Annotated in this window: 25 protein-coding genes and 1 pseudogene; 14 read left to right on the top strand and 12 right to left on the bottom strand. The window is 37.7% G+C overall.

Annotation, left to right across the window (positions count from 1 at the left end):
• Positions 1 to 76 precede the first annotated feature (76 nt).
• The 3 genes from BV902_RS21755 to BV902_RS21745 all read right to left on the bottom strand — a co-directional run bounded on the left by BV902_RS21755 (position 77) and on the right by BV902_RS21745 (position 1,620).
• Positions 77 to 904 carry a 3-keto-disaccharide hydrolase gene (locus BV902_RS21755; protein ID WP_075993746.1) on the bottom strand — a complete coding sequence of 276 codons (828 nt, stop codon included), beginning with the start codon at positions 902 to 904 and terminating at the stop codon, positions 77 to 79.
• A gap of 144 nt (positions 905 to 1,048) precedes the next feature.
• A complete protein-coding gene (locus tag BV902_RS21750) occupies positions 1,049 to 1,411 on the bottom strand; it encodes a VOC family protein (protein ID WP_075993745.1) in 363 nt (120 codons plus the stop codon).
• A gap of 5 nt (positions 1,412 to 1,416) precedes the next feature.
• Positions 1,417 to 1,620 (bottom strand): ArsR family transcriptional regulator, encoded by a 204-nt coding sequence (locus BV902_RS21745; RefSeq protein ID WP_075993744.1) that lies wholly within the window; start codon positions 1,618 to 1,620, stop codon positions 1,417 to 1,419.
• 197 nt (positions 1,621 to 1,817) lie between these two features.
• Here BV902_RS21745 and BV902_RS21740 point away from each other — a divergent pair, with 197 nt between their 5' ends.
• Positions 1,818 to 3,836: a recombinase gene (locus BV902_RS21740; RefSeq protein WP_075993743.1), complete on the top strand. Its 2,019-nt coding sequence runs from the start codon at positions 1,818 to 1,820 to the stop codon at positions 3,834 to 3,836.
• 99 nt (positions 3,837 to 3,935) lie between these two features.
• Here BV902_RS21740 and BV902_RS21735 read toward each other — a convergent pair whose 3' ends face one another.
• Together BV902_RS21735 and BV902_RS21730 are read right to left on the bottom strand one after the other, a co-directional pair.
• Positions 3,936 to 4,202 (bottom strand): hypothetical protein, encoded by a 267-nt coding sequence (locus tag BV902_RS21735; RefSeq protein WP_075993742.1) that lies wholly within the window; start codon positions 4,200 to 4,202, stop codon positions 3,936 to 3,938.
• Positions 4,203 to 4,263: 61 nt separating this feature from the next.
• Positions 4,264 to 5,172, bottom strand: a complete 909-nt coding sequence (locus tag BV902_RS21730) for a diacylglycerol/lipid kinase family protein (RefSeq protein WP_075993741.1) — start codon at positions 5,170 to 5,172, stop codon at positions 4,264 to 4,266.
• Positions 5,173 to 5,223: 51 nt separating this feature from the next.
• On the opposite strand from BV902_RS21730, the gene surE reads away from it, so the two are divergent.
• Positions 5,224 to 5,958: a 5'/3'-nucleotidase SurE gene (gene surE, locus BV902_RS21725; protein ID WP_075993740.1), complete on the top strand. Its 735-nt coding sequence runs from the start codon at positions 5,224 to 5,226 to the stop codon at positions 5,956 to 5,958.
• A gap of 22 nt (positions 5,959 to 5,980) precedes the next feature.
• Positions 5,981 to 7,009 (top strand): aldo/keto reductase, encoded by a 1,029-nt coding sequence (locus BV902_RS21720; RefSeq protein ID WP_075993739.1) that lies wholly within the window; start codon positions 5,981 to 5,983, stop codon positions 7,007 to 7,009.
• Between the two features lie 93 nt (positions 7,010 to 7,102).
• On the opposite strand, the gene BV902_RS21715 is transcribed toward BV902_RS21720, so the two are convergent.
• Positions 7,103 to 8,299: a GAF domain-containing sensor histidine kinase gene (locus BV902_RS21715; protein ID WP_075993738.1), complete on the bottom strand. Its 1,197-nt coding sequence runs from the start codon at positions 8,297 to 8,299 to the stop codon at positions 7,103 to 7,105.
• 38 nt (positions 8,300 to 8,337) lie between these two features.
• Complete coding sequence (locus tag BV902_RS21710; protein ID WP_075993737.1) at positions 8,338 to 8,517, bottom strand: lmo0937 family membrane protein; 180 nt, start codon at positions 8,515 to 8,517, stop codon at positions 8,338 to 8,340.
• A 214-nt stretch (positions 8,518 to 8,731) separates the two neighbouring features.
• Between BV902_RS21710 and BV902_RS21705 the strand changes: the two genes are divergently transcribed.
• The 3 genes from BV902_RS21705 to BV902_RS21695 all read left to right on the top strand — a co-directional run bounded on the left by BV902_RS21705 (position 8,732) and on the right by BV902_RS21695 (position 13,540).
• Positions 8,732 to 9,604: a helix-turn-helix domain-containing protein gene (locus tag BV902_RS21705; protein WP_075993736.1), complete on the top strand. Its 873-nt coding sequence runs from the start codon at positions 8,732 to 8,734 to the stop codon at positions 9,602 to 9,604.
• Between the two features lie 124 nt (positions 9,605 to 9,728).
• Entirely contained in the window at positions 9,729 to 10,949 is a 1,221-nt protein-coding gene (locus BV902_RS21700; RefSeq protein WP_075993735.1) for a TCR/Tet family MFS transporter, read from the top strand.
• 242 nt (positions 10,950 to 11,191) lie between these two features.
• The gene (locus BV902_RS21695) at positions 11,192 to 13,540 is read left to right on the top strand and encodes a TonB-dependent receptor (RefSeq protein ID WP_075993734.1); all 2,349 of its coding nucleotides are present in this window, start codon (positions 11,192 to 11,194) and stop codon (positions 13,538 to 13,540) included.
• Positions 13,541 to 13,624: 84 nt separating this feature from the next.
• Here the strand turns inward: BV902_RS21695 and BV902_RS21690 are convergent, their stop codons facing one another.
• Positions 13,625 to 14,134, bottom strand: coding sequence for an STM3941 family protein (locus tag BV902_RS21690; RefSeq protein WP_075993733.1), 510 nt, complete (start codon positions 14,132 to 14,134; stop codon positions 13,625 to 13,627).
• A gap of 201 nt (positions 14,135 to 14,335) precedes the next feature.
• On the bottom strand, positions 14,336 to 16,798 hold the full coding sequence (locus BV902_RS21685; RefSeq protein ID WP_075993732.1) for an outer membrane beta-barrel family protein: 2,463 nt from the start codon (positions 16,796 to 16,798) through the stop codon (positions 14,336 to 14,338).
• 280 nt (positions 16,799 to 17,078) lie between these two features.
• On the opposite strand from BV902_RS21685, the gene BV902_RS21680 reads away from it, so the two are divergent.
• The 8 genes and pseudogenes from BV902_RS21680 to BV902_RS21650 all read left to right on the top strand — a co-directional run bounded on the left by BV902_RS21680 (position 17,079) and on the right by BV902_RS21650 (position 23,358).
• Entirely contained in the window at positions 17,079 to 17,720 is a 642-nt protein-coding gene (locus BV902_RS21680) for a MarR family winged helix-turn-helix transcriptional regulator (protein ID WP_075993731.1), read from the top strand.
• Between the two features lie 116 nt (positions 17,721 to 17,836).
• Positions 17,837 to 19,315: a phytoene desaturase family protein gene (locus BV902_RS21675; RefSeq protein WP_075993730.1), complete on the top strand. Its 1,479-nt coding sequence runs from the start codon at positions 17,837 to 17,839 to the stop codon at positions 19,313 to 19,315.
• 4 nt (positions 19,316 to 19,319) lie between these two features.
• Positions 19,320 to 20,156, top strand: a complete 837-nt coding sequence (locus BV902_RS21670) for a phytoene/squalene synthase family protein (protein WP_075994923.1) — start codon at positions 19,320 to 19,322, stop codon at positions 20,154 to 20,156.
• Positions 20,157 to 20,165: 9 nt separating this feature from the next.
• On the top strand, positions 20,166 to 20,624 hold the full coding sequence (locus BV902_RS21665) for a sterol desaturase family protein (RefSeq protein ID WP_075993729.1): 459 nt from the start codon (positions 20,166 to 20,168) through the stop codon (positions 20,622 to 20,624).
• Positions 20,625 to 20,792: 168 nt separating this feature from the next.
• Positions 20,793 to 20,846 (top strand): annotated as a pseudogene (locus BV902_RS28245) (hypothetical protein); the annotation flags it as partial.
• A 117-nt stretch (positions 20,847 to 20,963) separates the two neighbouring features.
• Positions 20,964 to 21,323 (top strand): lycopene cyclase domain-containing protein, encoded by a 360-nt coding sequence (locus BV902_RS28240; RefSeq protein WP_237242188.1) that lies wholly within the window; start codon positions 20,964 to 20,966, stop codon positions 21,321 to 21,323.
• A gap of 321 nt (positions 21,324 to 21,644) precedes the next feature.
• Complete coding sequence (locus BV902_RS21655; protein WP_120336424.1) at positions 21,645 to 22,127, top strand: Crp/Fnr family transcriptional regulator; 483 nt, start codon at positions 21,645 to 21,647, stop codon at positions 22,125 to 22,127.
• A gap of 76 nt (positions 22,128 to 22,203) precedes the next feature.
• Positions 22,204 to 23,358 (top strand): acyltransferase, encoded by a 1,155-nt coding sequence (locus BV902_RS21650; RefSeq protein WP_075993727.1) that lies wholly within the window; start codon positions 22,204 to 22,206, stop codon positions 23,356 to 23,358.
• 276 nt (positions 23,359 to 23,634) lie between these two features.
• Here the strand turns inward: BV902_RS21650 and BV902_RS21645 are convergent, their stop codons facing one another.
• From BV902_RS21645 to BV902_RS21635, 3 genes are all read right to left on the bottom strand, one after another.
• On the bottom strand, positions 23,635 to 23,835 hold the full coding sequence (locus BV902_RS21645; protein WP_172840726.1) for a hypothetical protein: 201 nt from the start codon (positions 23,833 to 23,835) through the stop codon (positions 23,635 to 23,637).
• A 76-nt stretch (positions 23,836 to 23,911) separates the two neighbouring features.
• Complete coding sequence (locus BV902_RS21640) at positions 23,912 to 24,436, bottom strand: Crp/Fnr family transcriptional regulator (protein ID WP_172840725.1); 525 nt, start codon at positions 24,434 to 24,436, stop codon at positions 23,912 to 23,914.
• Positions 24,437 to 24,614: 178 nt separating this feature from the next.
• A complete protein-coding gene (locus BV902_RS21635) occupies positions 24,615 to 25,022 on the bottom strand; it encodes a DUF5367 domain-containing protein (RefSeq protein ID WP_075993724.1) in 408 nt (135 codons plus the stop codon).
• Positions 25,023 to 25,078: the final 56 nt, after the last annotated feature.

Raw genomic sequence — 25,078 nt, 5'->3', positions numbered from 1 at the left:
AACTCAAGATGTTCCTCCTTTCGGAAAAATTAATGACCTTAAAGTAATTGATAAGAAATAACTATATAGCACTATACTATGTAGAGCTATGCAATAGCCTCCCTTCCTTCTTTGGTTTAGGTAGTTCCTTAATCCATATATTCTTAAAATCTACGGGTTGACCTTCACTCTGTAATGCAATAAATCCACTGCTGAGCAACTTACCATCGATCTTAATTTTGGGGTCATATCCATTGGCTGTTCCACCTCCAATCTGAGGTCTTGAATATTCTAGTACGGTATCTCCGTTAATGATATGTTTGATTAACGAATCACCTAATACAATCAATTCGCCTTTAACCCATTGATCACCATCATAGGTCTTCGAAGTAGAATTTAAACAATGTGAGGAGGCTATTTTGCCCTGATAGACCACATTGGTTCCAGGAGAACACATATTGCCTGTAGGGCGGGGCTGGCCATCGCTCAGTCCTCCCAAAAGTTGCATTTCGACAGAAATGGGCCAATCCTGTTCTTTCAACATTGTTCTGGGGTCCTGCGAATGAAACATAACGCCGCTATTACGAAGTGTATAGGAGGGGGCACCTTTATGGAGCTCGCCTACAAATCGATATTCAAATTTTAAATGATAATAAGAAAAGGGTGTTTTATAATATAAATGGCCAAATTGATCATTAAAATCATCATACTGATCATATCTGACCTTAATTATTCCATCTTCAACTCTAAAAGTATTTCCGTAGTTCACACCAACATCATGATGATGAATTTTGACAAACCAATCATTAATGTCCTTTCCGTCAAACAAGGATTTCCAGCCATTATTATCGCCCTGACCTTTCATTCCTGCGCATCCTGTAAAAATAAGACCGCTAGCTACTATTGAATAGATAATTCTTCGCATTGAAGTGATATTTGGTTTAAAATTGGATAGCAAGATACGATATATTCCATTAAACTTTACAGTCTAAGAGATATCGTGGGCAGCCGTAGCTCATTGCCCTTAAGCGCTGGCTAGAGCATAATATGACAATTTAAACGATACTCATCAAACTTTATTTGATTTGGAATAATCTGTTATTCCAAGTTTGTTTCCGAATGGATCATTAAATTCAACCGCTAAACCCGTCATGATCTCAAATGGCTCGCTTAAAAATACGACTCCCTTTTCCTTTAAATATTCACATGTAGTTTTCACATCGTCAACAGTAAACCAAATAGTCGGTTTGGTATGTTGTACTGTACTAAGAATGATTGCAGGTTCATTTTTGCCTATTTTGAACGCAATCATTCCCTTATCCGAAAAATCGAATTTGGTTTCAAGACCAAGTTGATTTCCATAAAATTCCTTGGCGCTCTCCAGGTCCTGTGCTGGTAGAAAGAAATTGTCGTAATCTAAGAGTAAGTTCATGATGGTTACGCTTTAATTTGTGATAAGTCAACACCAAATGCTGTCAATTGGGATTCTCCGAGTTCGGTAATATAGAGGTCTTTATCGCTGGGATCTTTTTTTGCTAGCCAGCCTTTTGCTATTAACGCCTCCAATAGGAGCTGGCCGAGTTTTCCGCCGATATGTTCGTAACATAATTTTGCGGACTTTACTTTATCGTAGTTTTTCATTTTTGTCTTTTTTACGTTGGGCTTAACTTTTGATTTATAATTTCTTAGCTATAAAATTATGAAAATGAAAAGGGCTGAAAAATGATCAAAATCATCTAATCAAGTGGCTATTTGACACAATGTAGCGTGTTATTCTTTCAGTTTAAAAAAACAAAATGTACCTAAATTTGGTATCTAAATCAGGGATTTTATGATTTATGAAAAAAGAACAGGATAAAGAGCAGCAGGTAAGCAGTTTGTTTATGCGATATAAAACTCAATTGGAAGACTCGTCTTATGTAAGCGTCGATTTTTTGGTTCTACTAGTGGATATCATTCGTCCCAAGCATACCAATCTGCTCTATAAGATCGATATTCAATTTTTGCTGGACTATCTCCATGCCGCACCTGAGGAGCTGGAAAGCTTTCAGCTTTATTTAAAAAGAATTCTGGCTAGTAAAGATTTTGATCAATTGATTTCAGATACAGGAATTATCAGCTATGCGGATTTTTTTTACGAACTTAAAAAAAGGATCACTGAGCGATACTTACCTTTTCAGCCATCCAAGTCTACTTTGCAATATATATTAAATCAGGTTTTTTACAAACCTCGTGATGCTGATTGGATTGCTACGGTTTCGCAAGAGCAGGTCGATGAACTCTTTCGTTTATGCGGATTCGAAACAATTTATGATGATGAAACTGGTTTTGGAATGATCGAAATATTGTATGGGTTGGAACTGTTGGTTCAACGCATTACGGGGCGTGCAATGGAAACGGATGTAAATAAGATGGTACCTGAGTTTCAAAATTTTGATAGTCCATTTATAGCCATTATGCGGGAATTCACCGAATTGAATGATCGTATTTTGCAATCGCATAATAAGTTTATCTCCTCGGATGATCTGACTTATAAACAAATTTTGGTACTTCATAAGCAATGCGAATCGTACATTGAAACTGCCTTCGATAATTCACATCGTTTCGGAATTTCCATAAAGGTTAATCAATCACTTTTGCGCATGCGGCAACAACTTGAAAGGATCCGAGAAATCTTGCTTTTTTTAGTGATTGATCATCCGGAAGAAAAAAAGGAAAAGACGATTGCACTGGCAATGACCCTTATTGGATACAATTCCCGAAAAAGCAATATTCGCAAATTGGTAGGACAGAGTACACAGCTTTTAGCGTACGAGATTACTCATCATACTGCACAGACTGGAGAACATTACATTACTTCAAGTCGGCAGGAATATTGGAAAATGTTCCGGTCTGCCTGCGGTGGCGGCCTCATTGTAGGCGTAATGTGTATCGTTAAATTATTGTTAGGTAAGGTTCACAGCAGTGAGTTTGGTCATGCATTTTTATATAGCCTGAATTATGCTATTGGCTTTACGTTAATTTATCTTTTTGGTGCTACCTTAGCCACCAAACAACCAGCAATGACTGCTTCCGCATTGGTCAACGCAATTGAGCAGGGGATTGCCGAACAGGCGACCAACAAACATCGATATTGGATATTTGCTGAATTATTTGCACGATTATTTCGGTCTCAGTTTATTGCTTTTGTCGGTAATGTTTTGATGGCTTTTCCGATGAGTCTTTTTCTTGTTTGGGTGATTCAACAATTGTTTCAGGTCAATATTGCGAGTGGCAAGTGGTTGCATCTGGTCAATGATCTCAATCCGATAAAAACACCCTTGGTTTTGCATGCCTCTATTGCAGGTGTTTTTTTATTTCTTTCCGGTATTATTGCCGGCAGTATTTCAAATCGGGATAAGCATAACTCTGTATACTATCGTATTCAGGAACACCCCATGTTGAAAAAGATATTTGGACAAGCAAAAACAAACAAAATAGCTTCGTTTTATGAAAAAAAATGGGCAGGAATCGTGTCTAACGTGTGGTTCGGGATCTTTATGGGGTCAACAGCTTCCATCGGACTTTTTTTAGGTTTAAATCTTGATATTAGGCATATTACATTTGCTAGTGGAAATTTGGCCCTGGGCTTATTCGGTCATGGGATGGAGCTCTCTACCGACATATGGATTTGGGGCATTTTAGGGATTGGAATTATAGGGTTTTTTAATTTTATGGTCAGCTTTTCGCTATCCTTGATGTTAGCCTTCCGCTCGCGAAATCTATCGTCGAAAGAATTGATTAAAATGGCAAAGGCTGTTTGGATCTATTTTAAAATAAATCCAAAGCTGTTTTTCTTCCCACCTCGAAAAGGTTAAGGGGCTTAATATTATCGTTGACTGCAATGTTTCGATGCCGAGAGGTATGTGTCCCACGTAAATACTACACGTAAAGATTTCGTATCATTTTGCTATGATCTAAACATTGATCTCACCAGAAAGGTCGGGTTTATCTTTGTCATCTTTTTCTTCCTGTTCAGCCTGTGCTTCCTCCTTGTTATGGGTGCGATCGTCTTTGAGACCAGACAGATTGGTGTTAGGGCCCTTTTCTTCTTCTTTGGAATCTTCCTCTTGTTGTGACTGGGACAAGTCTGGGCTTGGCTCACGTGGATCCGGATTTGGGATAGCAGTCATGAGAAGGGCCACCATGCTTAGTTTATTATTTATGTTTTTTGATCTGTTCATTTTAACTCGTTTTTTAAAAGAGAACATTTTTCGAACCATTATCGTTGGCTGAAATCGTATCTTATTTATTGCCTGTGATAATTTCAACTATACCATCCAGTAAGGTAAGCTTCAATTGTTGGCCAAAGTAACTCTTGCGCTCATCATCGATGTGTATTTCTTTGCCTTCCCATTCCATCGCCAATTGACTAGCCCGGATAGGTATTATTTTAAATTCGACGTTGGTTCCATTCAATAGTCCATCGATATAGCTTAAAAGTTCCTGACGTTGATCGACAGTGACAATGATGATATCAAATTGTCCATCACCAGGATCAGCATCAGCAGCAAGCACTAGCCTCGGTCCGATGCTTGGTATATTCATGATCTCAACCAGTATGCACTCTTTTTCATAGTTATTTCCAGCTACTGTAAGCCTTAGTGTGGTAGCGGGGAATGTTTCCACCAGCTTGCGGAGCTGTATTAGTGCAGTTTTGATTTCATCTTCCGCATTAAGATCTTCGGTGTTTTTTTTATCCATTTTTTTCATTAGTGTAGGAAATACCCCAAAACCGATAGATTCAATAAAATATAGAGGTTTTCTTTCTAACCCTATGACCATCCCTACATCGAATTTTTTAAGTATAGCGCTTCTCCACAGACTAATAGCTTTTTCACAGTCTAGCGGAATACCAAGAGAGATAGCAATATTGTTTGCAGTGCCTTGTGGTAATATGGCGATCGGCCTCTTAAATCTTAGCTTTTTTTCCAGTAGACCCATAATGGTCATTCTTATGGTGCCATCACCGCCGGCCAAGGCGATGATATCTGTCTGTGGGTCGATCTTTTTGACAGCATCTTTTTTTGTTACTACAGTGCAATTGTGGCCAAGATCTTCAATCAATTGACATAGTTCGTCTTTATCTCCATTCGAGTCATCCCCAGCAGCAGGATTGTGAACTAACCTTATGTTTTTGCCATGTTCTTTCATAACAGCAGAACAAAGCATGCTTGAGATTGGTTTTCATAGAAAAGGACAGCTATGAATATACTTATCACCAATGACGATGGTATCTATTCACCGGGGATTGCGGCACTGGCACAGACGGCGAAAGAGTTTGGAACGGTAAAGATTGTTGCACCCGATGTTGAGCAGTCGTCAATGGGGCATGCTATTACGCATTCTCGGCCCCTAAGCTATCGGCATGCGCCTGTTACTTTTGAGGATATTGATGCCTATAGGGTCAATGGCACACCGGCAGACTGTGTAGCCTTGGGTTTACATATGTTTCCAGATACGCAGGTTGTACTTTCTGGTATTAATATGGGGCCAAACTTAGGCAATTCAATGTGGCACTCAGGAACATTGGCTGCAGCGAAGCAGGCCACATTGCTCGGGATTACTGGTATTGCATTGAGTACACCTGTTGGAAAGACAGAACCTGATTTTGAAGGGCTATCTCGGTGGACAATCGAGGTGCTCAAGATATTGCTGAAAAATAAGGGCCCCGCTCTTTATAATGTGAATTTTCCGCCTAAACCCCAAGGGCTTTCCTGGACAAGACAATCAGTACGTTTATATGATGGTAGTGTGGTTTCTGGACAGGATCCCATGGGAAGAAAAAACTATTGGATCACAGTGGTACCATTAGAACCAGCTGAAAAGGGGACTGATCGCTGGGCAGTAGAACACAATTTGGTCTCTATTACGCCTTTACGTCTTGACCTAACTGCACATGATGAACTTGCGGCCAGACAGACTAGCGAACATAAATAATAGGAAGTAATAAAAGAACAAGATGGTAACAGCCGAAAATTTAATACAAAAGAAAAAATTCCGTCCCGCCAACAAAGCTGGATTTGGCGGAGTGGCATTGGGAAATGGATTTCAGCACAACTCAGATATCGAATGCTTAAAGGCAGTCGAAGCCGCCTGGAATGTAGGGATACGATTGTTTGACACCTCGCCATGGTATGGTTTGGGTATCAGTGAACGTAGAATGGGCTTATTTTTAAAAGATCAGCCTCGAGAAAGTTTTACGCTGTCAACAAAAGTAGGCCGATTAATGTTGCCAGGGGAGGATTTTAAAATGGAACAATCGTTATGGAAAGGAAAATTAAATTTTGCTTACCAATATGATTATAGCGCCTCGGGAGTGAGAAGAAGTATCGAAGATAGTCTACAGCGCTTAGGATTATCTTCCATTGATGTGGTATTTATTCATGACCTTTCACCTGACAATGGTGATATGAAAGACAGCTATACACATTATTTTGAGCAAGCTATTCATGGAGCAATGCCCGAATTGACTAAGATGAGAGAAGAAGGAGTTATTAAAGGTTGGGGACTGGGAGTCAATACCGTTGCGCCTATCTTAAAGACATTGGAAGTTGCTGATCCAGATATTTTTCTTTCGGCCTGCCAGTATTCATTGATAAAACATGACGATGAACTGAATCAGATTTTCCCGAAAGTTGCTGAAAGAGATATTTCCATTATTGTAGGAGCGCCATTATGTGCTGGATTTTTATCGGGTAAAGACCGTTATCTCTATGATGGGAAGTTTCCTGCCGGGGTTAAAGAAAAGCTAAATGCTTTGCAACAGGTCTCGAAAAATCACGCTGTAGATCTTCGTACAGCAGCATTGCAATTTGCAGCGGCTCCCGACGCAGTGTCTGGTGTTATACCCGGAGCACATACCGCTGAACAGGCCGTGCAAAATGCACATTCCTTTGAGGCAAAGATTCCCGCCGACTTTTGGAAAGAGTTGAAACATGATAAACTTATTGAAGAACACGCACCTGTACCCAATACCCATGATACTTGATAAGACTAAGGGTGTGATTAGCGCACCCTTTTTCTGTTGAATAAAGTATCTCAGCGAAAACTAATTCTCGCTGAAATCATTGCCTGTACTTTATTATTGAACAACTGTAGTTGAATTTAGGGGGATCATCAGGTTAAAAGTAATTTTATTGTCCTTTAAATTTACGACTATTTTTCCCTTATGAATTTTTACTATTTCACTCACAATAAACAATCCTAATCCGAGCCCATTACTATTGACTCCTTTTACGAAAGGCTTAAATAGATCTGTAAGATCTGAATATTGAGGATAGGCGACCTCATTTGTAACACTAAAAATGAAATTTTCTTTTTGAATGCATGCATTTATTTCGATATTTTCATGAGGATTACCATGTTTTATAGCATTTCCAATTAAATTAGCGAAAGCCCGTCCCATTTTCTGATGATCACAGGGTACATCAACTGGAAGGTTGATGTTGGCGATTAGTGCTCTATTGTGTAATACTTCAAATTCCGATAAGATTTGCTTAATCAATGAATCCATGCGGTAATGATCATTAATTCTAATTAGCTTGTCTTGAAGACGGATACTACTGAAATCTAAAATATCATCTATCACACCTTTTACCCGTGATGAAGCCGCCTCTATTTTCTTTATTAAGTTTTTTTGGCTTTCATCTTTAATGTTTGCGCCAAGATATTGTGATATCACTTTTACGATGCTGACAGGATTATTTAAGTCATGGGCCAAAGACGATAAAACGAGTTCTCTGTTTTTGGAATAACTAAGTTCCTGTTCTAATTTTTTTCTCGTATTTCTACGTTCAATTGCAGTTTTAAAATCTATTGCAATCAAATCACTGCAAACAGGGAGCAACGTCTCCAATTTAATTGGGTCGAAGTGTACGGGTTCCGCATTCATGAAACTCAAGTGTCCAACAATAGAATTATTTTTGTTAATAATCGGATAAGAGATATAGCTTTTTAAACCGAATTCATGAAGAACTTGTGTCCATTCGTCGACAGAACATTGCTCGCTATCGTCAATGTAAATAGGTGAGAAACCTTTCGTTATTTCCTGATATATTTTAACGTAGTTTTCACTGTTTTTATTGACGATCTTCTGAGAATGATAGTCATAAACGCACCAATTCCCCCATTTACGGCCATCTCTCTTGCGTATCATGCCATACCTCATTTTCGTGTGGCCACATAAAGCCTCCAAAATTCTTTGACAGGAGTCGAAGTCGCTCTTCTTCGTATACCTATCGTACCATTGATTTTGATTTAATTGGTTTGGGATTGTCATTTTTATTGCCGGTCAATTTGTTTACGAATAGCTTTGACTTATTGTTGAGGTTGGTGCACTTTAGAATTACTAATACCCTTTATTGCGCGAAATATAAATGCTATAGCTGCAATAATTAAAAGAATATGAATAAAATCTTCTGTTATGAATCCGCCCACAAAAGTAACTGCCCAAACAATCATTACGCTAATAGCTACCGAATATAATAGGTCTTCCATATAATATTATTCTTTATTGAAGAACAATATCTAAATAGAATCGTTTCGTAATTTTGTAACTTGATAAGAAAACTTACAAAAAAAAAGCCGTTTTACATTAGTATTGCGGCTTTTTCTTCAATTTCTACGGCTTAGGACGTTGATTCCCTTAGGAAAATGGTAAAAGTGATGAAAAATACATGTTATGCTGTTTTTTTTTTAACGACATTTGAACATGGCTCTATTAATAACTTTGGATAATGTCTATCAATTGTATAATCTTGACCTTTCAAAAAAGACGGAAGGCATAGTTATTCTTAGTCAACGACATGGCCCCGGGAAGAAGTATACAAGTCATAGCCGCATATTTGATGGTTTATTATTAGGTTTTATGGTACAGGGATCTATGAAATCCCAAATCCATTTCTTAGAATATGAAGTAAACAAAGGGGATATTGCTATTTTGCAGCCACAAGTGATGATCGATACAAAATCATTGAGTGAAGATGCTGAAATTATAACAATCGGTCTTTCATTGGATTTCATTACAGAATTTCCTGTTCTACGGGAGTTTGTAATGAACAATCAAATAAGATGGCAGCCAATTATTAGACTTCAATCGGAAGAAATTAAACTCCAAAATGAATTATTGACCCTTATACAAGACTTCTACCATAAAAAAGCAAGTCCCAATAAGACACAAATGCTACGGCATCTCGTCATGGTGCTAGTTAGTATGATTTCTGAAGTCTATTCTAAATTACCAAATAACAAAAATTTGGTGAAAAGCCGTACGCATGAGATTATCGATGAATTTTATCTGCTTGTTTCAAAATATGCCGGGCAACAAAGAAGTGTTGTATTTTACGCTGAAAAACTACATTTAACACCTCAATATCTTTCAACTTTCCTCAAACAGAAAACTGGAAGATCGGCAATACAATGGATTGATCATATCACAATTCTACATGCTAAAACATTATTAAAATCTTCTAATTTATCAATCAAAGAAATCAGTAATGAACTTCATTTTGAAGAAACAAGCGTCTTTTGCAGATACTTCAAACGAATTGTTGGTTTGTCACCAACAACTTATCGAAACGTGTGATAGATGGTATTCGTTTAACTGTCGAAGGCATTTACAGATTTTCAAGTAGAATTAGCTTTCAAATGGTACGTAAACACCATTAAATTGTCAATAGCTCCTTTTCTCGTCTGTTTAATTTTACGGCATGAAAAATACAGGAAAAAAAGCAGCTATCGGATTTATATTTATTACCCTGTTGATTGATATTACAGGTTGGGGCATTATACTTCCAGTTGTTCCTAAACTCATTGCAGAACTTATTCATGGAGACCTTAGCGAAGCAGCAAAATATGGAGGATGGCTCGGCTTTGCTTATGCTATTACACAATTTATATGTGCGCCTATAGTGGGCAATCTCAGTGATAAATATGGTAGACGCCCAATTATCTTAATTTCTCTTTTTGGATTTGCCATCGACTATATATTATTAGCATTGGCGCCATCTATCAGTTGGCTCTTTTTGGGAAGAATCATTGCTGGGCTGACTGGGGCTAGTATTTCAACCGCTAGTGCATACATCGCTGATATATCCACGTATGAAGATAGAACCAAAAATTTTGGTTTAATAGGCGCAGCTTTTGGTATGGGGTTTATCTTGGGCCCGGTAATCGGTGGTTTACTTGGATATTACGGCGCTCGAGTACCCTTTTATGCAGCCGCTTTATTATGCCTAGTAAATTTTCTCTATGGGCTGTTTTTCCTGCCGGAAAGTTTAGATAAGGATAAACGACGACCATTTGATTGGAAACGTGCGAATCCTATTGGAGCATTTAATTTTCTGAAAAAACAATCGAAAATAGCGCGCCTTGTTGTTGCCTTGATTTTGGTCTATATCGCTCTTCACGCCGTGCAGAGTAATTGGCATTTCTTTACCATGTATAAGTTTAGTTGGACAGAACGGACGGTTGGCTTATCACTTGGGTTGCTCGGATTATTGCTTGGATTAGTACAAGGGTTTCTAATAAGATGGGTAAACCCTAAATTAGGCGACGAGAAAAGTGTATATTTTGGATTATTCTTTTATGCGATCGGTCTTATGCTATTCGCATTCGCAAGTGAAGGATGGATGATGTTTGTTTTCCTTATCCCATATTCCTTAGGCGGAATCTGTGGACCTGCACTGCAATCCATTATTAGCAAGAGTATTCCTTCAAATGAACAAGGTGAACTTCAGGGAGCGTTGGCAAGTTTGGTAAGTGCAACATCTATTATTGGACCTCCAGTAATGACAAACTCATTTTATTATTTTACACAGGATAACGCGCTATTTCAATTTTCGGGAGTGCCATTTTTTCTGGGATCCATTTTAATTTGCATGAGTGGAATTATGATATATTTTGTTTTTCAACGAAATAATAACCATTAAGAAATGGAGATAACGCCTGCCAGTTGTAATGAGAAATTGTTACTTGTGTCGATAATGGGCTCATATTCTAAATTTTTAGCTTTAAGTATTTCCTAACTTTACTATATTTGCCATTAATAATAATTAGTCTAAATAGTAATTATATCTTTTTCAGAACAGGCTTTCCCAGATAGAAAGGTTTGGAAATAGGACAGATATCAATATGCGGACAGGACGAGTGATTTTTTAAATACCTTCAACACGTGAAAACAACAACAAGATCTTGGTTTATTACCCAAAAAACAACATTGGCGAGCAGTCTATTGGTTTTAAGTTTTTCCATAATTCCAGCAATAAGTTTTTCAAGGGAAAGACCGATTGCTGTTAGGAAAAATGGTAATGATCAAGAATCGGGGACAATTAAGGGCAAGGTGAAAAATTCAGAGGGGAAAGGTTTGTCCAATGTGTATATCAATATTGACGGGATAAATAGCGCCAAGACTGATCATGAAGGGAATTTTATTTTTTTAAAGATTCCTAAAGGAATTCACTCCATGATCGTAAAGCATATTGGTTTTCAAGAAATCAAATCGCAGATCGCACTGGAAAGGGAAACCCTCGAGCTCCCAGACTTTGTCATGGAGCAAACAAGTAATCACTTGAATGAAGTTGTCGTAACGGCGAGCCGACTGGCTGAAAGTATTGACGAAGTGCCATCATCAATTACCTATATTGGAGGTAAGACTTTAGAAGATCAGCGTCTGATAAACGACAACCTACCCAATATTTTAATGCAGAAAGTGCCAAGTATCTCTCCCAGTGAGGAAAGCCAAAACAATTTTATTGCTAAAATACGTGGTCGGAATTTTTTGGTACTTATTGATGGAATTCCTCAATCTACTCCTTTAAGAAATGGCGGAAGAGATATGAAGACGATTGATGCTAGTGCAATAGACCATATTGAAGTTATTAATGGGGCTTCAGCCATGTATGGAAATGGCGCGGCTGGTGGTATAATTAATTACATAACAAAAAAGCCAAAGACAGACAGGAGTTTTCATTCTTCAACCTCTTTAAATAATTCCCTAAGCTTGGTCAGACCAGATGAAACATACGGGTATAATTTGGCACAAGTATTTTCTGGATCGAAAGACAAGTTTGATTATGTTGTGCAAGGAAAGATTGCGCGAACAGGTGTGGTACGTAGCTCCGATGGTACCATTGTAAGTCCATTTTATGGCCTGGGCGAGACAAAAAGTTATAATGCCTTAGCGAAGATTGGTTATCAGATTAACGATAATCATCGTATCGAACTTATGGGGAACTATTATAGAAGTGTTCAGGATAGTAAATATGTCGGTACTAAGGGGGAGTTTGGCAGTAAACCTGCTATAGGGATACCTTCAGATACAGTGATTAACGGCGGGACACCTTACAATAAAGCTTTTCATGTAAAGTATGATGGTAACTTTGGTAGAACCTCAGCAAATATGAGTCTGTATTATGAAGATATGAACACGGTATTTGAAAGCTACAACCAAACATATTCTGATCATAAGGGAGCCAGACTAAATTTTAGTACGCCCTTTGATCTACCCAACAGCAATAACGTAACTTTAATTTATGGAGTAGATCTTTTAAAGGATCACACGGTTCAAAAAACGTTGGACGATGGATTAGTGACACCCGACATGAATATGAAAAGTGGCGCCCTATACCTTCAAAGTAAGTTTAACCTGGCTGAATATTGGATCTTAAAAGGTGGTGTGCGATACGAAAACTTGGATTTCAAGGTGGGGGATCTAACAAAAGCAGGGAAAGTCACCCCTGGAGATAAGAGCAACTCAAACGCATTTGTATTCAACTTGGCAGGAAGGTATAATAAATTAAAATACCTGCAGCCCTTTGTGTCATTTTCACAAGGGTATTCTATCGGCGATGTGGGACTTGTGTTACGGAATGGAGTCCCTTTGAGTCAAATTGATCCGAAGCCTGTAGTTGTCAATAATTTTGAGTTGGGGCTAAACGGAAGTTATAGTCTGTTAAGTTACCAATTGACAGGATATTATAGCTCTTCCAAGAAAGGCAATACTTTCGCAGAAACTTCGACACCGGGTAATTACGAACTTATCCAAGTACCGCAGCGTATCTACGGTTTGGAATTGGTTGTCGATGTAACCCCTGTTGACTGGTTGAAGTTTGGTACTATACTCGGGTATATGGATGGTAGACAAGATTTGAAAAATGAGGGAAAATATAAGGATAAATTGGATAATTCCATTATTTCACCTTTTAAAATAAATATCAATGCAGATTTCAAATTGACAGATCGGTGGAATGTCTATCTGCAGTATTTACATTTGGGGAAACGCGATGTATTTCAACCTTCTGAATATAATTATGGCAAATATCCGATTTCCGGCTATGGTCTGATGGATTTCCAAACACGCTACAAATTAAAGAATCTGGCGTTCATTTTTTCAGTTAATAATATCCTTAATAATGATTATTTTCCACTGCACGCGGAGGTGAGGGGAGCTACAAATGAAGGCCGTTATTATGTAAAAGGAAGCGGAACAATAGCGAATTTAGGTATCCAACTGGATTTGTAATACAACAATTTGATACGATTAATAGAAACAAGCCCCTGTAAGATTTTTATAGGGGCTTGTTTATGGCGAGTCTTTTCCCTCTTATCATCGCTTATACCGCTCATAATACTCTTCTATCAATTTTTTGAGTGTATTGAAATCAAGCGACAATTGATCTGCCGAAACGGCTATTCCATTTTCGAGCACATGTTGTTGTACTTGTGGAGAGAACTGCTGCATATAATTTTCGGGATGGTGTAGCTTCAAAAAAACAAAATGGACACCATGGGCCATTCCTGTCGAGACAGATTGAATAGCAGTCCATTTTACAGTCCCAGCCTTTATTCCTACTGGCGTACCATTATATCGAATGCCATTTGCGTTCAATATTAGGCCAGTCCGATCTTTAACAAATAGACTTTTTACTCCGCCAATTAGACAATAACATCCTAAGCCCCCTAAGGTCAACATCAATGCTCCAGGGAAAATTCTTATTTTTTCAGCGACAAAGAAAATATAGTAAGCAAATGCCAAAGCCGCTATCGTCAATATCAAGCCAAATAGTGCTAATTTCAGACGTTTTTTGTTATCGAATTCTATGATAGTCTCATTCATAATTAACGTTCTCTTTCACATGTTTATCGGACTAAGTTAAAACAACGCTTTTCAAATTTTCATGCGAATTTCAATTCGTATGGATTTGTTTTAAATTCGCAGTATTTTGAGGTCTATCTGTATTTAAGCTATTTTCTAAACTCAATTATATCCAGCGCTATGCTTCCAAGAATCATCTTTGACGATTAACCTATTGATGGGTTAATCTATCCTCGAATCTTTTTCCAGCTTTTTGGTCTGTTTTGCGGAGAAGGTTTTTCCGAAATTGTAACTGAAACTCAATTTTGCATAGCGTGACTTCAATTTATTCACTGTTTCAATGCTAATCACATTGCCTAAAATGGAAATAGGTGCTTTTTGTAAGTTGAAAATATCCTCAATCGTCAGGGATATGTTTAGCTTGTCCCGAAGCACTTTTTGTTGTAAACCCGTCGTGATATATCCTGTTGCCCCATATTGCATTTGAAAACTATTTCTTTTCGAAGCATAAAAGCCGAATATTTGAACAGTAGTCTTTGGCAGAATATTAATAAAGGTGTTGATCGACCCACTAAAGTTGACAATACCAGGTAACAAAATATCTTCTGTATTATTCGATCTGAAAGTAGGTCGTTGGGCCGATAAATATGTACTGACATTCACGCTGCTTCCAAATTTGTTTTGCGACATGACATAAGCTCCAATTTGGTTGAGATTATAATCATTATAATAGTTAAACTCCGGGCTCCCAACCTCCTCATTATATCTTGAGATATAAGTAAACATATTCTTCGAGGAGTTTCCATATAAAGAAAAGATCAGTGAGTGGTTGCTATTCCACTTATGTGAATATTGCAGATCTAGTCTATTTGCAAAATATGGCTTCAACTGTGTGTTACCGTTGGTAAAATAGATAGGATTATTGGTCACCGCAAATGGATTGAGCATGTTATAACCTGGTCGTTCGATTCTTCTGTTCCCCGATAAAGCAATGCTGTTTTTAAGATCCTCGAAATCATAACGTATATTAAAGTTGGGAAATAAATTAAGATAGTTGTTTTTAATCTGTTCGTCAGTTGAAAGGGATCGTAATTTATAATCGAATGATTCTAGTCGCAAGCCTACATCGAAGGAGAAGTGTTTATATTTACCACTCAGAGAAGAATAAGCAGCAAGTATATTTTCGTTATATTGAACCTTATCTTCAATATTTGCTTCTCCTCCGACGGTATTTCCATCTGTGGTCAGATTCTTAAAGAAGCTTTCTGTATTTGCACGGGCATATTTTACACCAAATTTTAGATCTATACTCCTTCCAATGTTAGTTTTGTAATCTGTATTGAAGGTCCAGATTTCATATGGTCTCTTAATAATAAAATTTCTGCTATCATTTTCTGAGGAATTTATTTCCGTGTTAGAAAAATCATATGCCTTTCTCCAGAATGAAGTGTTATTTTCATTCGAGTATTTCGCGTAATTCAGGCCGATTGAAAGCTTGTTTTTCTTTTTAAAATCTTTGTCGTAGATCAAATCGACGATATGGAAATTATTGTCTAAAAACATGAAGTCCCGCTGTTTAAGCTGCCTTTGAAATTCATCTTTCCGATTATAGATCGTGGCATCTCGTTCATTTGGAAATTTACCATAAAAGCTGGCGTACCAATAATTAAAAGAGAGCGTACTTGTTGAATCAATAGTATAAAGTGTATTGATTTTCATGGAATGTGTCCTTTGGGATCTTTCACTAACCTGTTCTTGTCTATAGCGATAACTGGAATCAGGTAAGTAATAGTTTTTTATAAGATCGTTTCGTTTATGCAAATTTTCACCATATGAAAAATTATAACCCAATGAAATTTCAAACTTACTTTTTTTGAGATTTAAATTAAGCGATTGGTCCGTTCCCCAAAGGGTAGAAACACTGGTACTTGCCGACCCAAAGAAGCCCAAATTGGAATTTTTCTTAAGTCTGATATCTAACACACCTCCGTCTCCTGCGGAATCATATGCTGCGCCTGGACTGGTAAGCACATTAACAGACAAAACCTCGTTGCTCGGTAGAGATTTCAGGTAGTTCAATAAATCCTGACCCCCCAAATTGACTTTTCGACCATTTATCAATACAGTAGCCCCTTTTCCGAGCAATTGTAATTTGCCTTCCATTTCATCAACGGTTAATCCCGGTACCTGCTTGAGCAGTTCTGCTATATTTGTACTATTTCCTAATATATTATTTTCCGCATTAAATCTATACCCACCGGTAATTAGCTCCAAGGTAGGTCTCTTGGAGGAAACTGTAACCTCCTCAAGTTTATTGTCAATCTTATGAAGTTCTATAGTGCCGATATCTATATTGGAACCGTTCGGCATTTCAATTCTTTTTATCTGAGGCTGAAAGCCCATGTGATTGATTTTTAGGTAAAATGAACGCTGATTATAGGTCAATTGGAAGTCGCCCCTGTCATTTGTACCCACTGTTTTGACAGGATTGCTGCTATTTTGATGGTCCAGTAAGTATATTGAAACTAAGTGAACGGGTTCTTTTGTAAGAGAATCGACTACTTTGCCCGTAACAGTAAAGGTTGAATCGATGCGCGAAAGGATAATCCTATTAGATGAACCATGAGCTATGGCGAAAAGAAGCAGGCATGGGAAGAGTAGGGCAATTTTTTCTAAGACTTTCATGTAATTAAGGTTCTTGTGCAGAGTTTGATGACCATTGTTTGCAGTTAGTGACTATAGGTTAGTCGAGCTCAGGAAAAAAATGTTGCACGATTTATAATAAAAGCGATTACCAATTGGCACAAAAGTCTTTTTATAAGTTAAAGCAAGTCTCTACCCGATATGAGTTTCAGTTGGTCAAAATTTAGAGTAGATAAGATTTATGGTCTATATTTATTCTAAAAAAAATCTTTATTAGAAAAATAAAAACAAATATAGTATATTTATGTTCTAAATAAAGTGTATGAAATATCAACTTTTAAAAGAAATCATTGTATTAGTAGAGGAGTTTGAACAGGAGAACGTAGATGGAATCTACAGTACCGACGCGGATGGATTTAAACGTTGGGTAGTGGCAAAAGAAACCGATGTTCTGGTCGAACCTGAATGGGACGGTAAGGAAAATGGGCGTAGTCCAGAGAGTGTGATCAGCACATTAATAGTGCATATGAATAGGTTTGCAAAAAGTTATTCAAAGGCAGCTATTTGGGAATCTGATTTTTCTACACAAGAGGAGTTTATATACCTTATAACCTTAAGGTCGTTTGGCGAGATGACAAAAATGGAATTGATCAGGCGGAATATTCATGAAAAGCCAGCCGGCATGGCGATTATAAATCGTTTGATCAAACAAGGATGGATCGGTCAGCAAGATTCAGAGCAAGACCGACGAAGTAAGGTGCTTTATATCACAGAAAATGGCTTATCGGCGTTGGATCGACAAATGGGAAAAATACGTCATGCTACCCAGATTGTTTCAGGTGATTTGACCTACAGTGAAAAAATAACACTGATAAGTCTATTGGATAAATTGAGCAAATTTCATCAATTAATTTATGATAGAAATATTGCACCTGAAAAATTGCTGGAACAAGTGAAGTTATAGTCCATACTGCGGTGCGATGGAAATAACATAAGAACTACAATGTGTACATTACCAAATTACGGTTTCAGTAAGTCTATTGAGGGGATTACCCAAATAGTTTAGCAAAAAAAACAGAAATGAAAAAGAAGGTAGCAGTTATTGGTGCAGGTTTTTCGGGTCTTTCAGCGGCGGCCTATCTTGCGCAGGCAGGATACGATGTGCATGTTTTTGAGAAACATACGCAGCCCGGTGGAAGGGCGAGACAGTTTAGTACGACAGAAGGATTTAGATTTGATATGGGACCGAGCTGGTACTGGATGCCTGACATCATTGAGTCCTTTTTTTCAGATTTTGGGTGTTGTACTGCTGATTTCTTTGAGCTTGTATCCCTCAATCCACAATTTGAAATGATATTTAACTCTGGACAGATTCGTGTACCTGAATCCTATCAGGAGTTAAAACAATTATTTGAACAGATCGAACCTGGGGCTGGTATGCAGTTGGATAGATTTATGGAAGCTGCAAAATTTAAGTATGAAGTCGGCATGCGGGATTTTGTGAATAAACCCTGTCACAATTGGGGCGAATTTCTCTCTCCAAAAATTGCACTTAGTGCTTTTAAGCTAGATTTACTTTCTAATTTTAGATCCTATGTTGCCAAATATTTTAAGGACCAAAGATTGCGGACATTGATGGAATTCCCCGTTATATTTTTGGGCGCTTCACCCAAGGATATTCCGGCGTTATATAGCCTGATGAACTACGGCGGTTATGCACTTGGAACTCATTATCCCAAAGGGGGCTTTTTTCAGTTAGTACTGGCGATGCAGCAAGTAGCGGAGAGACAAGGTGTCACTTTCCATTTTGATCATAATGTTGATGCGTTAAATATAGAAAAGTATAAGATCACTTCTGTAGTTGTTAATGGTGTGAATCATCCATTTGATCTCGTGGTTGCATCGGCCGATTATCACCATATCGAAACACTACTTGCCAAGGAGTTGAGAAACTACGACGATGATTATTGGAAGAGCAGGACCTTTGCCCCCTCAAGTTTGATCTATTACCTCGGTATGAAATCGTCCATTCCAAATCTAACACATCACACACTTTTCTTTGAACATCCGTTGGATGATCATATTGACTGTATCTATGGTGAAAAAAAGTGGCCTGAAAATCCGCTGTTCTATGTATGTTGTCCATCCAAAACGGATCCGCATGTTGCTCCTGCAGACAGTGAGAATCTCTTCTTATTAATGCCCTTGGCGACCGCTATCCCGGATGATGATGAAACACGTGAAAAATATCTAATTAAGATGTTAAAGCGTTTGGAAAAGCATACCGGTACAAAAAACTTATATGAACAGATTGTATACAAGAGGAGTTACTGTGTAAGCGACTTTATCAGCGATTATAATGCTTACGGGGGAAATGCTTATGGACTAGCAAATACATTGAAACAGACAGCAGTATGGAAACCCAAGATCAGAAATAAGAAAGTCCATAATCTTTTTTATTCAGGTCAGCTAACGGTTCCTGGTCCCGGTGTGCCTCCCTCCATTTTATCAGGGAAAATTGTTGCCAAAGAAGCCATTGAATTATATCGTAAAACATAAGACCATGAAAAAGCTATTTGATGAACTCGCTTATGAAGTAAGCAAAAAAACAACTGAAAAATATAGTACAAGTTTCTCGCTCGGTATTTTGGCACTCAAGCCCAGCATTAGGGCGAGCATTTATGCGATTTATGGCTATGTACGATTGGCTGATGAAATCGTGGACAGTTTTCATGGATATGATAAGAAGCGGCTGTTGGCGCGGTTATATCTCGAGACAAACTGTGCTTTAGAGGAAGGTATCTCATTAAATCCGATATTACAATCTTTTCAGGAAACGGTACATAAGTATGCTATCGACGTCGAGCTAATCCGCCAATTTCTGCATAGCATGGAAATGGACCTGAATAAAGTCGACTATAATTCTGAACGCTATAAAGAATATATCTATGGCTCGGCTGAAGTGGTGGGATTGATGTGTTTACAGGTTTTTACAGAAGGTAATAGACAGCGTTATGAGGAGTTAAAACCTTACGCTATGAAACTGGGCTCTGCATTCCAGAAGATAAACTTCTTGCGGGATCTTAAAGACGACTACCATGTTCTTGGTCGTACCTATTTTCCGAATTTGGATATGACTGTCTTTGATAATGCACTCAAAAGCCAGATTGAGGATGAGATACACAGCGAATTTAAGGAAGCGCTTTTGGGAATTAAAAAATTGCCTGCATCGGCAAAATTTGGCGTTTATCTGGCTTACAAATATTATCTTTCCCTGTTTTCGAAGATTCGAAAAAAGTCCTCAAAGGAGATTTTGGAAAGCAGGGTGAGGATACCAAATGCGCAAAAAGCCTATGTTGCTTTAAAAAGTTATCTGCGTTACAAAGCTGCTTACTTATAAAATAAAGCTATGAATTTTATTACTGTATTGGTCACTTTTATTGCTATGGAGGGCGCAACCTGGCTTATCCATAAGTATATTATGCACGGCTTTCTCTGGGTATTACATCGCGATCATCATGATCATAGCAATGCGGGCTTTTTGGAAAAGAATGATTACTTTTTTATCATTTTTGCTCTTCCCACCATCGCGTTGATGTATTTCGGTTCGTTAAGGGATTACAATTATCTGTTTTACATCGGATTAGGGATTATGCTCTATGGTATGGCGTATTTCTTTGTGCATGATATATTTATCCATCAACGCTTCAAATGGTTGAGTAAAACAAATAACCGTTACTTTTTGGCGCTTCGGCGTGCTCATAAACAACATCATAAACATTTAGGTAAAGAGGAGGGCGAATGTTTTGGTTTTTTATATGTTCCGATGAAATACTTTAAAATGTATACTAACAATGAAAAAATATGATGCCATATACTTACTCGCTTATCTTATTTTTTACGGTCGTAATCTGTTTTGTCGCATCCTTCGACAAGCGGCTTCGATTCGATCGTGAGTTTGTTCCATTCTTAAAGGCAGCGGCCCTTGTTGCTGTTTTTTTTTATCGCTTGGGATGTCTGGTTTAACAGTAGGGGAGTGTGGTGGTTTGATACGAAATATACTTTAGGCCTGATAATCGCAGGCTTACCATTGGAAGAATGGTTATTCTTTATATTTATCCCTTTTTCCTGTATATTTACTTATTTCTGTATCGATAAATTTTTTAGATTACAATCGCTTTCCGCCTTTAATAATATCGTAGTCTTTGTGAGTGTCATTATATGTGCTGTGGTGGCACTTCGATATGCCGACAGAATTTATACGGTTGTTACCGCTACGGTGACTATCGTGACGTTAGTGCTTTTTCACTTTGCATTTCGGATTCAATGGATTACGCAGGCCTCTGTAGTCTTCACCTTGCTTATGTTGGGTTTTTTACCTGTCAATGGTATACTCACCGGAACAGGGTTGGATTCTCCGATAGTAAACTACAATCCCATGGAATTTATGGGGATCAGGGTGCTTACGATTCCGGTTGAAGATGCGGTGTACGGATACACCCAGTTTTTGTGGGTTCTTTACTTTTTTAAAAAATTTCAAAGCAGGCCTAAGAAACCCAATATATAAAGAAGAATTCAGATTCACTGTATTGTCTAAAAAAATAGCAACTTAGTCAAAAATAGCTTCAGAAAATACTAGTTCAGAGGCCGTTTTTTCTTACGACATTGCGAATTGCCTGTTGAAATAAAGCTTAGATAATTTACTCCACTTTTTTGAGCGTTATCATTTCATTAGGCAATTTTTATTCTTTTATACATTTGATTTCATTAGTTTTGTCACTCATCCAACAATTGAGAATAACATTTAATGGATCACATCATCGCAGCTATACGAGCTCATTTCGATATAAAAAAAGAGCCTTTGGAAATATTGTTAAGCAATTTAACCATGCTAAGCGTTCCTAAAAAGACAAAACTAATACAGCCAGATAGAAGCGATAAGAACATTTATTTTGTCGAAAAAGGTATTGCCCGCGCCTACACCATACGCGATGGAAAAGAGGTAACCTCCTGGTTTAGCAAGGAGGGGGATTTACTTTATTCAACAAATAGTTTTCACGGATTTGTGTCAGGGTATGAGACTGAAACAGTACAGGTTCTCGAAGATTCACTTTTATATTATATGACAATAGATCAACTGGAAATGCTTTCCCGTGATTATATCGATATTGCTAACTGGATGCGATACGTCCATCAGAAAGCTTTTGTTGAGATGGAACGTCGGTTAATCAACCGCTTATATCTTTCGGCCGAGAAAAGATATGAAGATTTTATGGTTAACCATGCAAAATTGGCCCAGCGGGTAAATTTGGGATATATAGCGTCTTTTCTTGGTATATCACATGTGACGTTATGTGCACTTCGAAAATAGCGCTATTTCTTTAACTACTTAAAAATTGTTCCGGGGTGGATTGTTTATTTTTGCATCTTAACCAACTATATTGAGTATGCAAATTTCTAATGCACATGTTGATCACCAACGAATTGCCTGGGTAGATGTATTGCGTTTTATCGCAATATTCATGGTAATCGCCATTCATTGTTCAGATCCATTCAATGTATCGGCCGAAGCAAGGTCTAATCCAGATTTTAACTATTGGGGCTCCATCTACGGGTCGGCGCTAAGGGCCTGTGTACCTATTTTTGTGATGATTACCGGATTACTGTTGCTACCTGTGAAAATGAGTATGGGTGAGTTTTATAAAAAGCGTCTTTTGCGTATTACAGTTCCGTTTTTATTGTGGTCGGTACTTTACAACCTTTTCCCTTGGATAACTGGACTATTGGGACTTCCGCCAACGATCATTTCAAATGTATTTGCTTATGCTGCCAAAGATTCATCACAGTCGTTAGCAAGCGCACTTGTTCAAATTTCTTTAATTCCAATTAAATTCAATGTTTATACCGTACCCATGTGGTATATCTATATGTTGATCGGTTTATATCTTTACATGCCTTTCTTTTCCGCATGGGTTGAAAAGTCGACCTCGGGGCAGCAGAAGGTATTTTTGGGAATTTGGTTATGTACACTGGTTTTGCCTTATGCCTATTCATTTTTCTCAAAAGAGCTATTTGGCCTTAGTGCCTGGAATACTTTTGGTACATTTTATTATTTTACGGGTTTTAATGGGTTTTTATTACTTGGATATGTATTGACTCATCACCTAAAAACCTGGTCTTTTCCCAAGACATTTTTAGTGAGTGTACCTTTATTTATAATCGGCTATACAATTACATATACCGGCTTTAAATGGATGGCTTCCAATCCAGCTGCCAGTGAAGAACAGATCGAGCTGTTCTTTTTATATTGTTCTCCTCAAGTATTCATGATGACTTTAGCCATTTTCTTGTTAGTACGTACTGTAAAGTTGACGTCGGTAAAGATGAGAAGCATTTTTTCAAATATTACAAAATGTGGCTTTGGCATCTATTTAGTACATTATTTTGTTGTAGGGCTTGGCTATTGGTTGGCCAATGTTCTTTCAATTCCAATATCACTAAAAATTCCTATGACTGCAGCCCTTGTTTTCCTAATTTCCTGGGGCTTTGTGGCTACTTTTTATAAAATAATCCCGCGGGCATCAAAATGGATCTTCGGGTAAGGATAGCTACCTTGATCGCGCTATATGTCAATGATTGGGGAGCGATATTATGCATGTCTCTATTTCATTTAAAATAGCTCCAGCTATGAATACCAGTATTGGTACATCCTAAACACCGTTTGTAGGATAATCAGCGTTGTCTATTGCTTTACCCAATAAAAAGTCTTAGAAAAAATACCTTTATGAGCCACTATTTTTTTAAATTTTTTTCCCTGCAGGTACATTTCGCAATTGCCCTTTTGTCCAGTGTCGTGGTTTTCCACGGTCCCTTTCCACTCATTTTTTCTCAAAACGGACATTATAAAGTGTTGGACGACCTTTGGGATCGAGACCAGAAAATTTTCCGTGGCTATAAGAGATGGTGATAATGAAGCCCTCTTCAGTTTTCCATTTACCTGCAAAATTATCATTAGAGGATTGAGCAACACTCATTATTGCCATGAAAATGATAGTAAGGGATGACAGTATTTTTTTCATATTTAATGATTTCATACTGCAAAGCAAATTAAAATAAACTGCAGTGTTTTTAAGATATCTTAAAAAATGAAATCAGTTACCTACTCGCGCGTATCACACTTAGTGTTTGCTGGGTAATGCCCAGATAGGAAGCAATGTGCCCTAGGGAAGCTCTTAGCAATATGCGAGGAAATTTGTCGATGAGATTTTTATAGCGTTGCTCGGCAGTCTGAAATTGTAATGCAAGAGTTTTATCGGATAACATACTAATCACTTGCAACGATACTTGCAGCCGGAAGTCTTTAAAAGCGGGTATGCTATTACAGAGTTCATCTAGTTTGCTATAGGGGATAATACGCAAATTTGCTTCCTCCAATACCTGTTTACCATAGGGATGAGGACGGTCGAAAAAAACACTTTCAAAAGATACCAGGAAATTATTCTCGTCGAAAAAATAATGGGTGATATCTTTTCCATCTAAGTTATAAAAAGCGCGTAGTAATCCTTTTTCAATAAAATAAACATTTTGGTGGTGATTATCTGGATGCGCCAGTATAGTACCTTTTGCAAAATTTTGTTTATTAAAGGCTTCGTCGATAGCTTCGCATTCGGCGTTGTTCAATTTTATGTGCCTTAGTAGATAAGATATGAGTTCCATTTATTTCAAATATAGAAAAATACAGCAGGCTGCCCATGGCTCCTTTCTATATTTATTCTAATAGTCTCCAAGTCCATCAGGAAGTAGATAGATTAATTTTACTTTTGGCAAAAAAAATGTGAAATGCAAGCTCAAGATTGTTTCAGTCCTCGCCAAGTATCCTGTTTTGTCGCAGTCCTGTAACGACTGACGTTAATAATACAACGCTATAAGCCCACATGAGCCAAGAACCAAATGTTGCAGCTCGGCTTGACGGCATATTGGGAAAGATCTGTTCAAAAAATTGAATAGCGAATGTATCGAGAATCATTCCTGGCAATACCAATAGCACTCCGGCCACTATATTTTCAAAACCTGAAAGTTTAAATCTTTTGAAAGTTACGATTGAGATCAAAATCAATGTAGGAATTACTGCTAGATATAAACTGGTTAGTATGCCGGCTGAATCTGCAATAAAAAAGAATTGTCCCGCAAATCGGAAAGCCAACGTTGCCAAAAACCAAATTAAAAATCCGATAGCAAGAACTGGTAAAATAAACGTTTTTTTCATTTTTAAAATTTTGACAAAGGTACTATACGACAAACGCTACTTTCGAGATTCATCTA

Origin of the sequence: Sphingobacterium sp. B29 (genome assembly GCF_001952815.1) — a bacterium.
In the GTDB taxonomy this organism is placed as follows: Bacteria; Bacteroidota; Bacteroidia; order Sphingobacteriales; family Sphingobacteriaceae; genus Sphingobacterium; species Sphingobacterium siyangense.
This window is presented reverse-complemented; position numbering and strand designations above follow the sequence as displayed.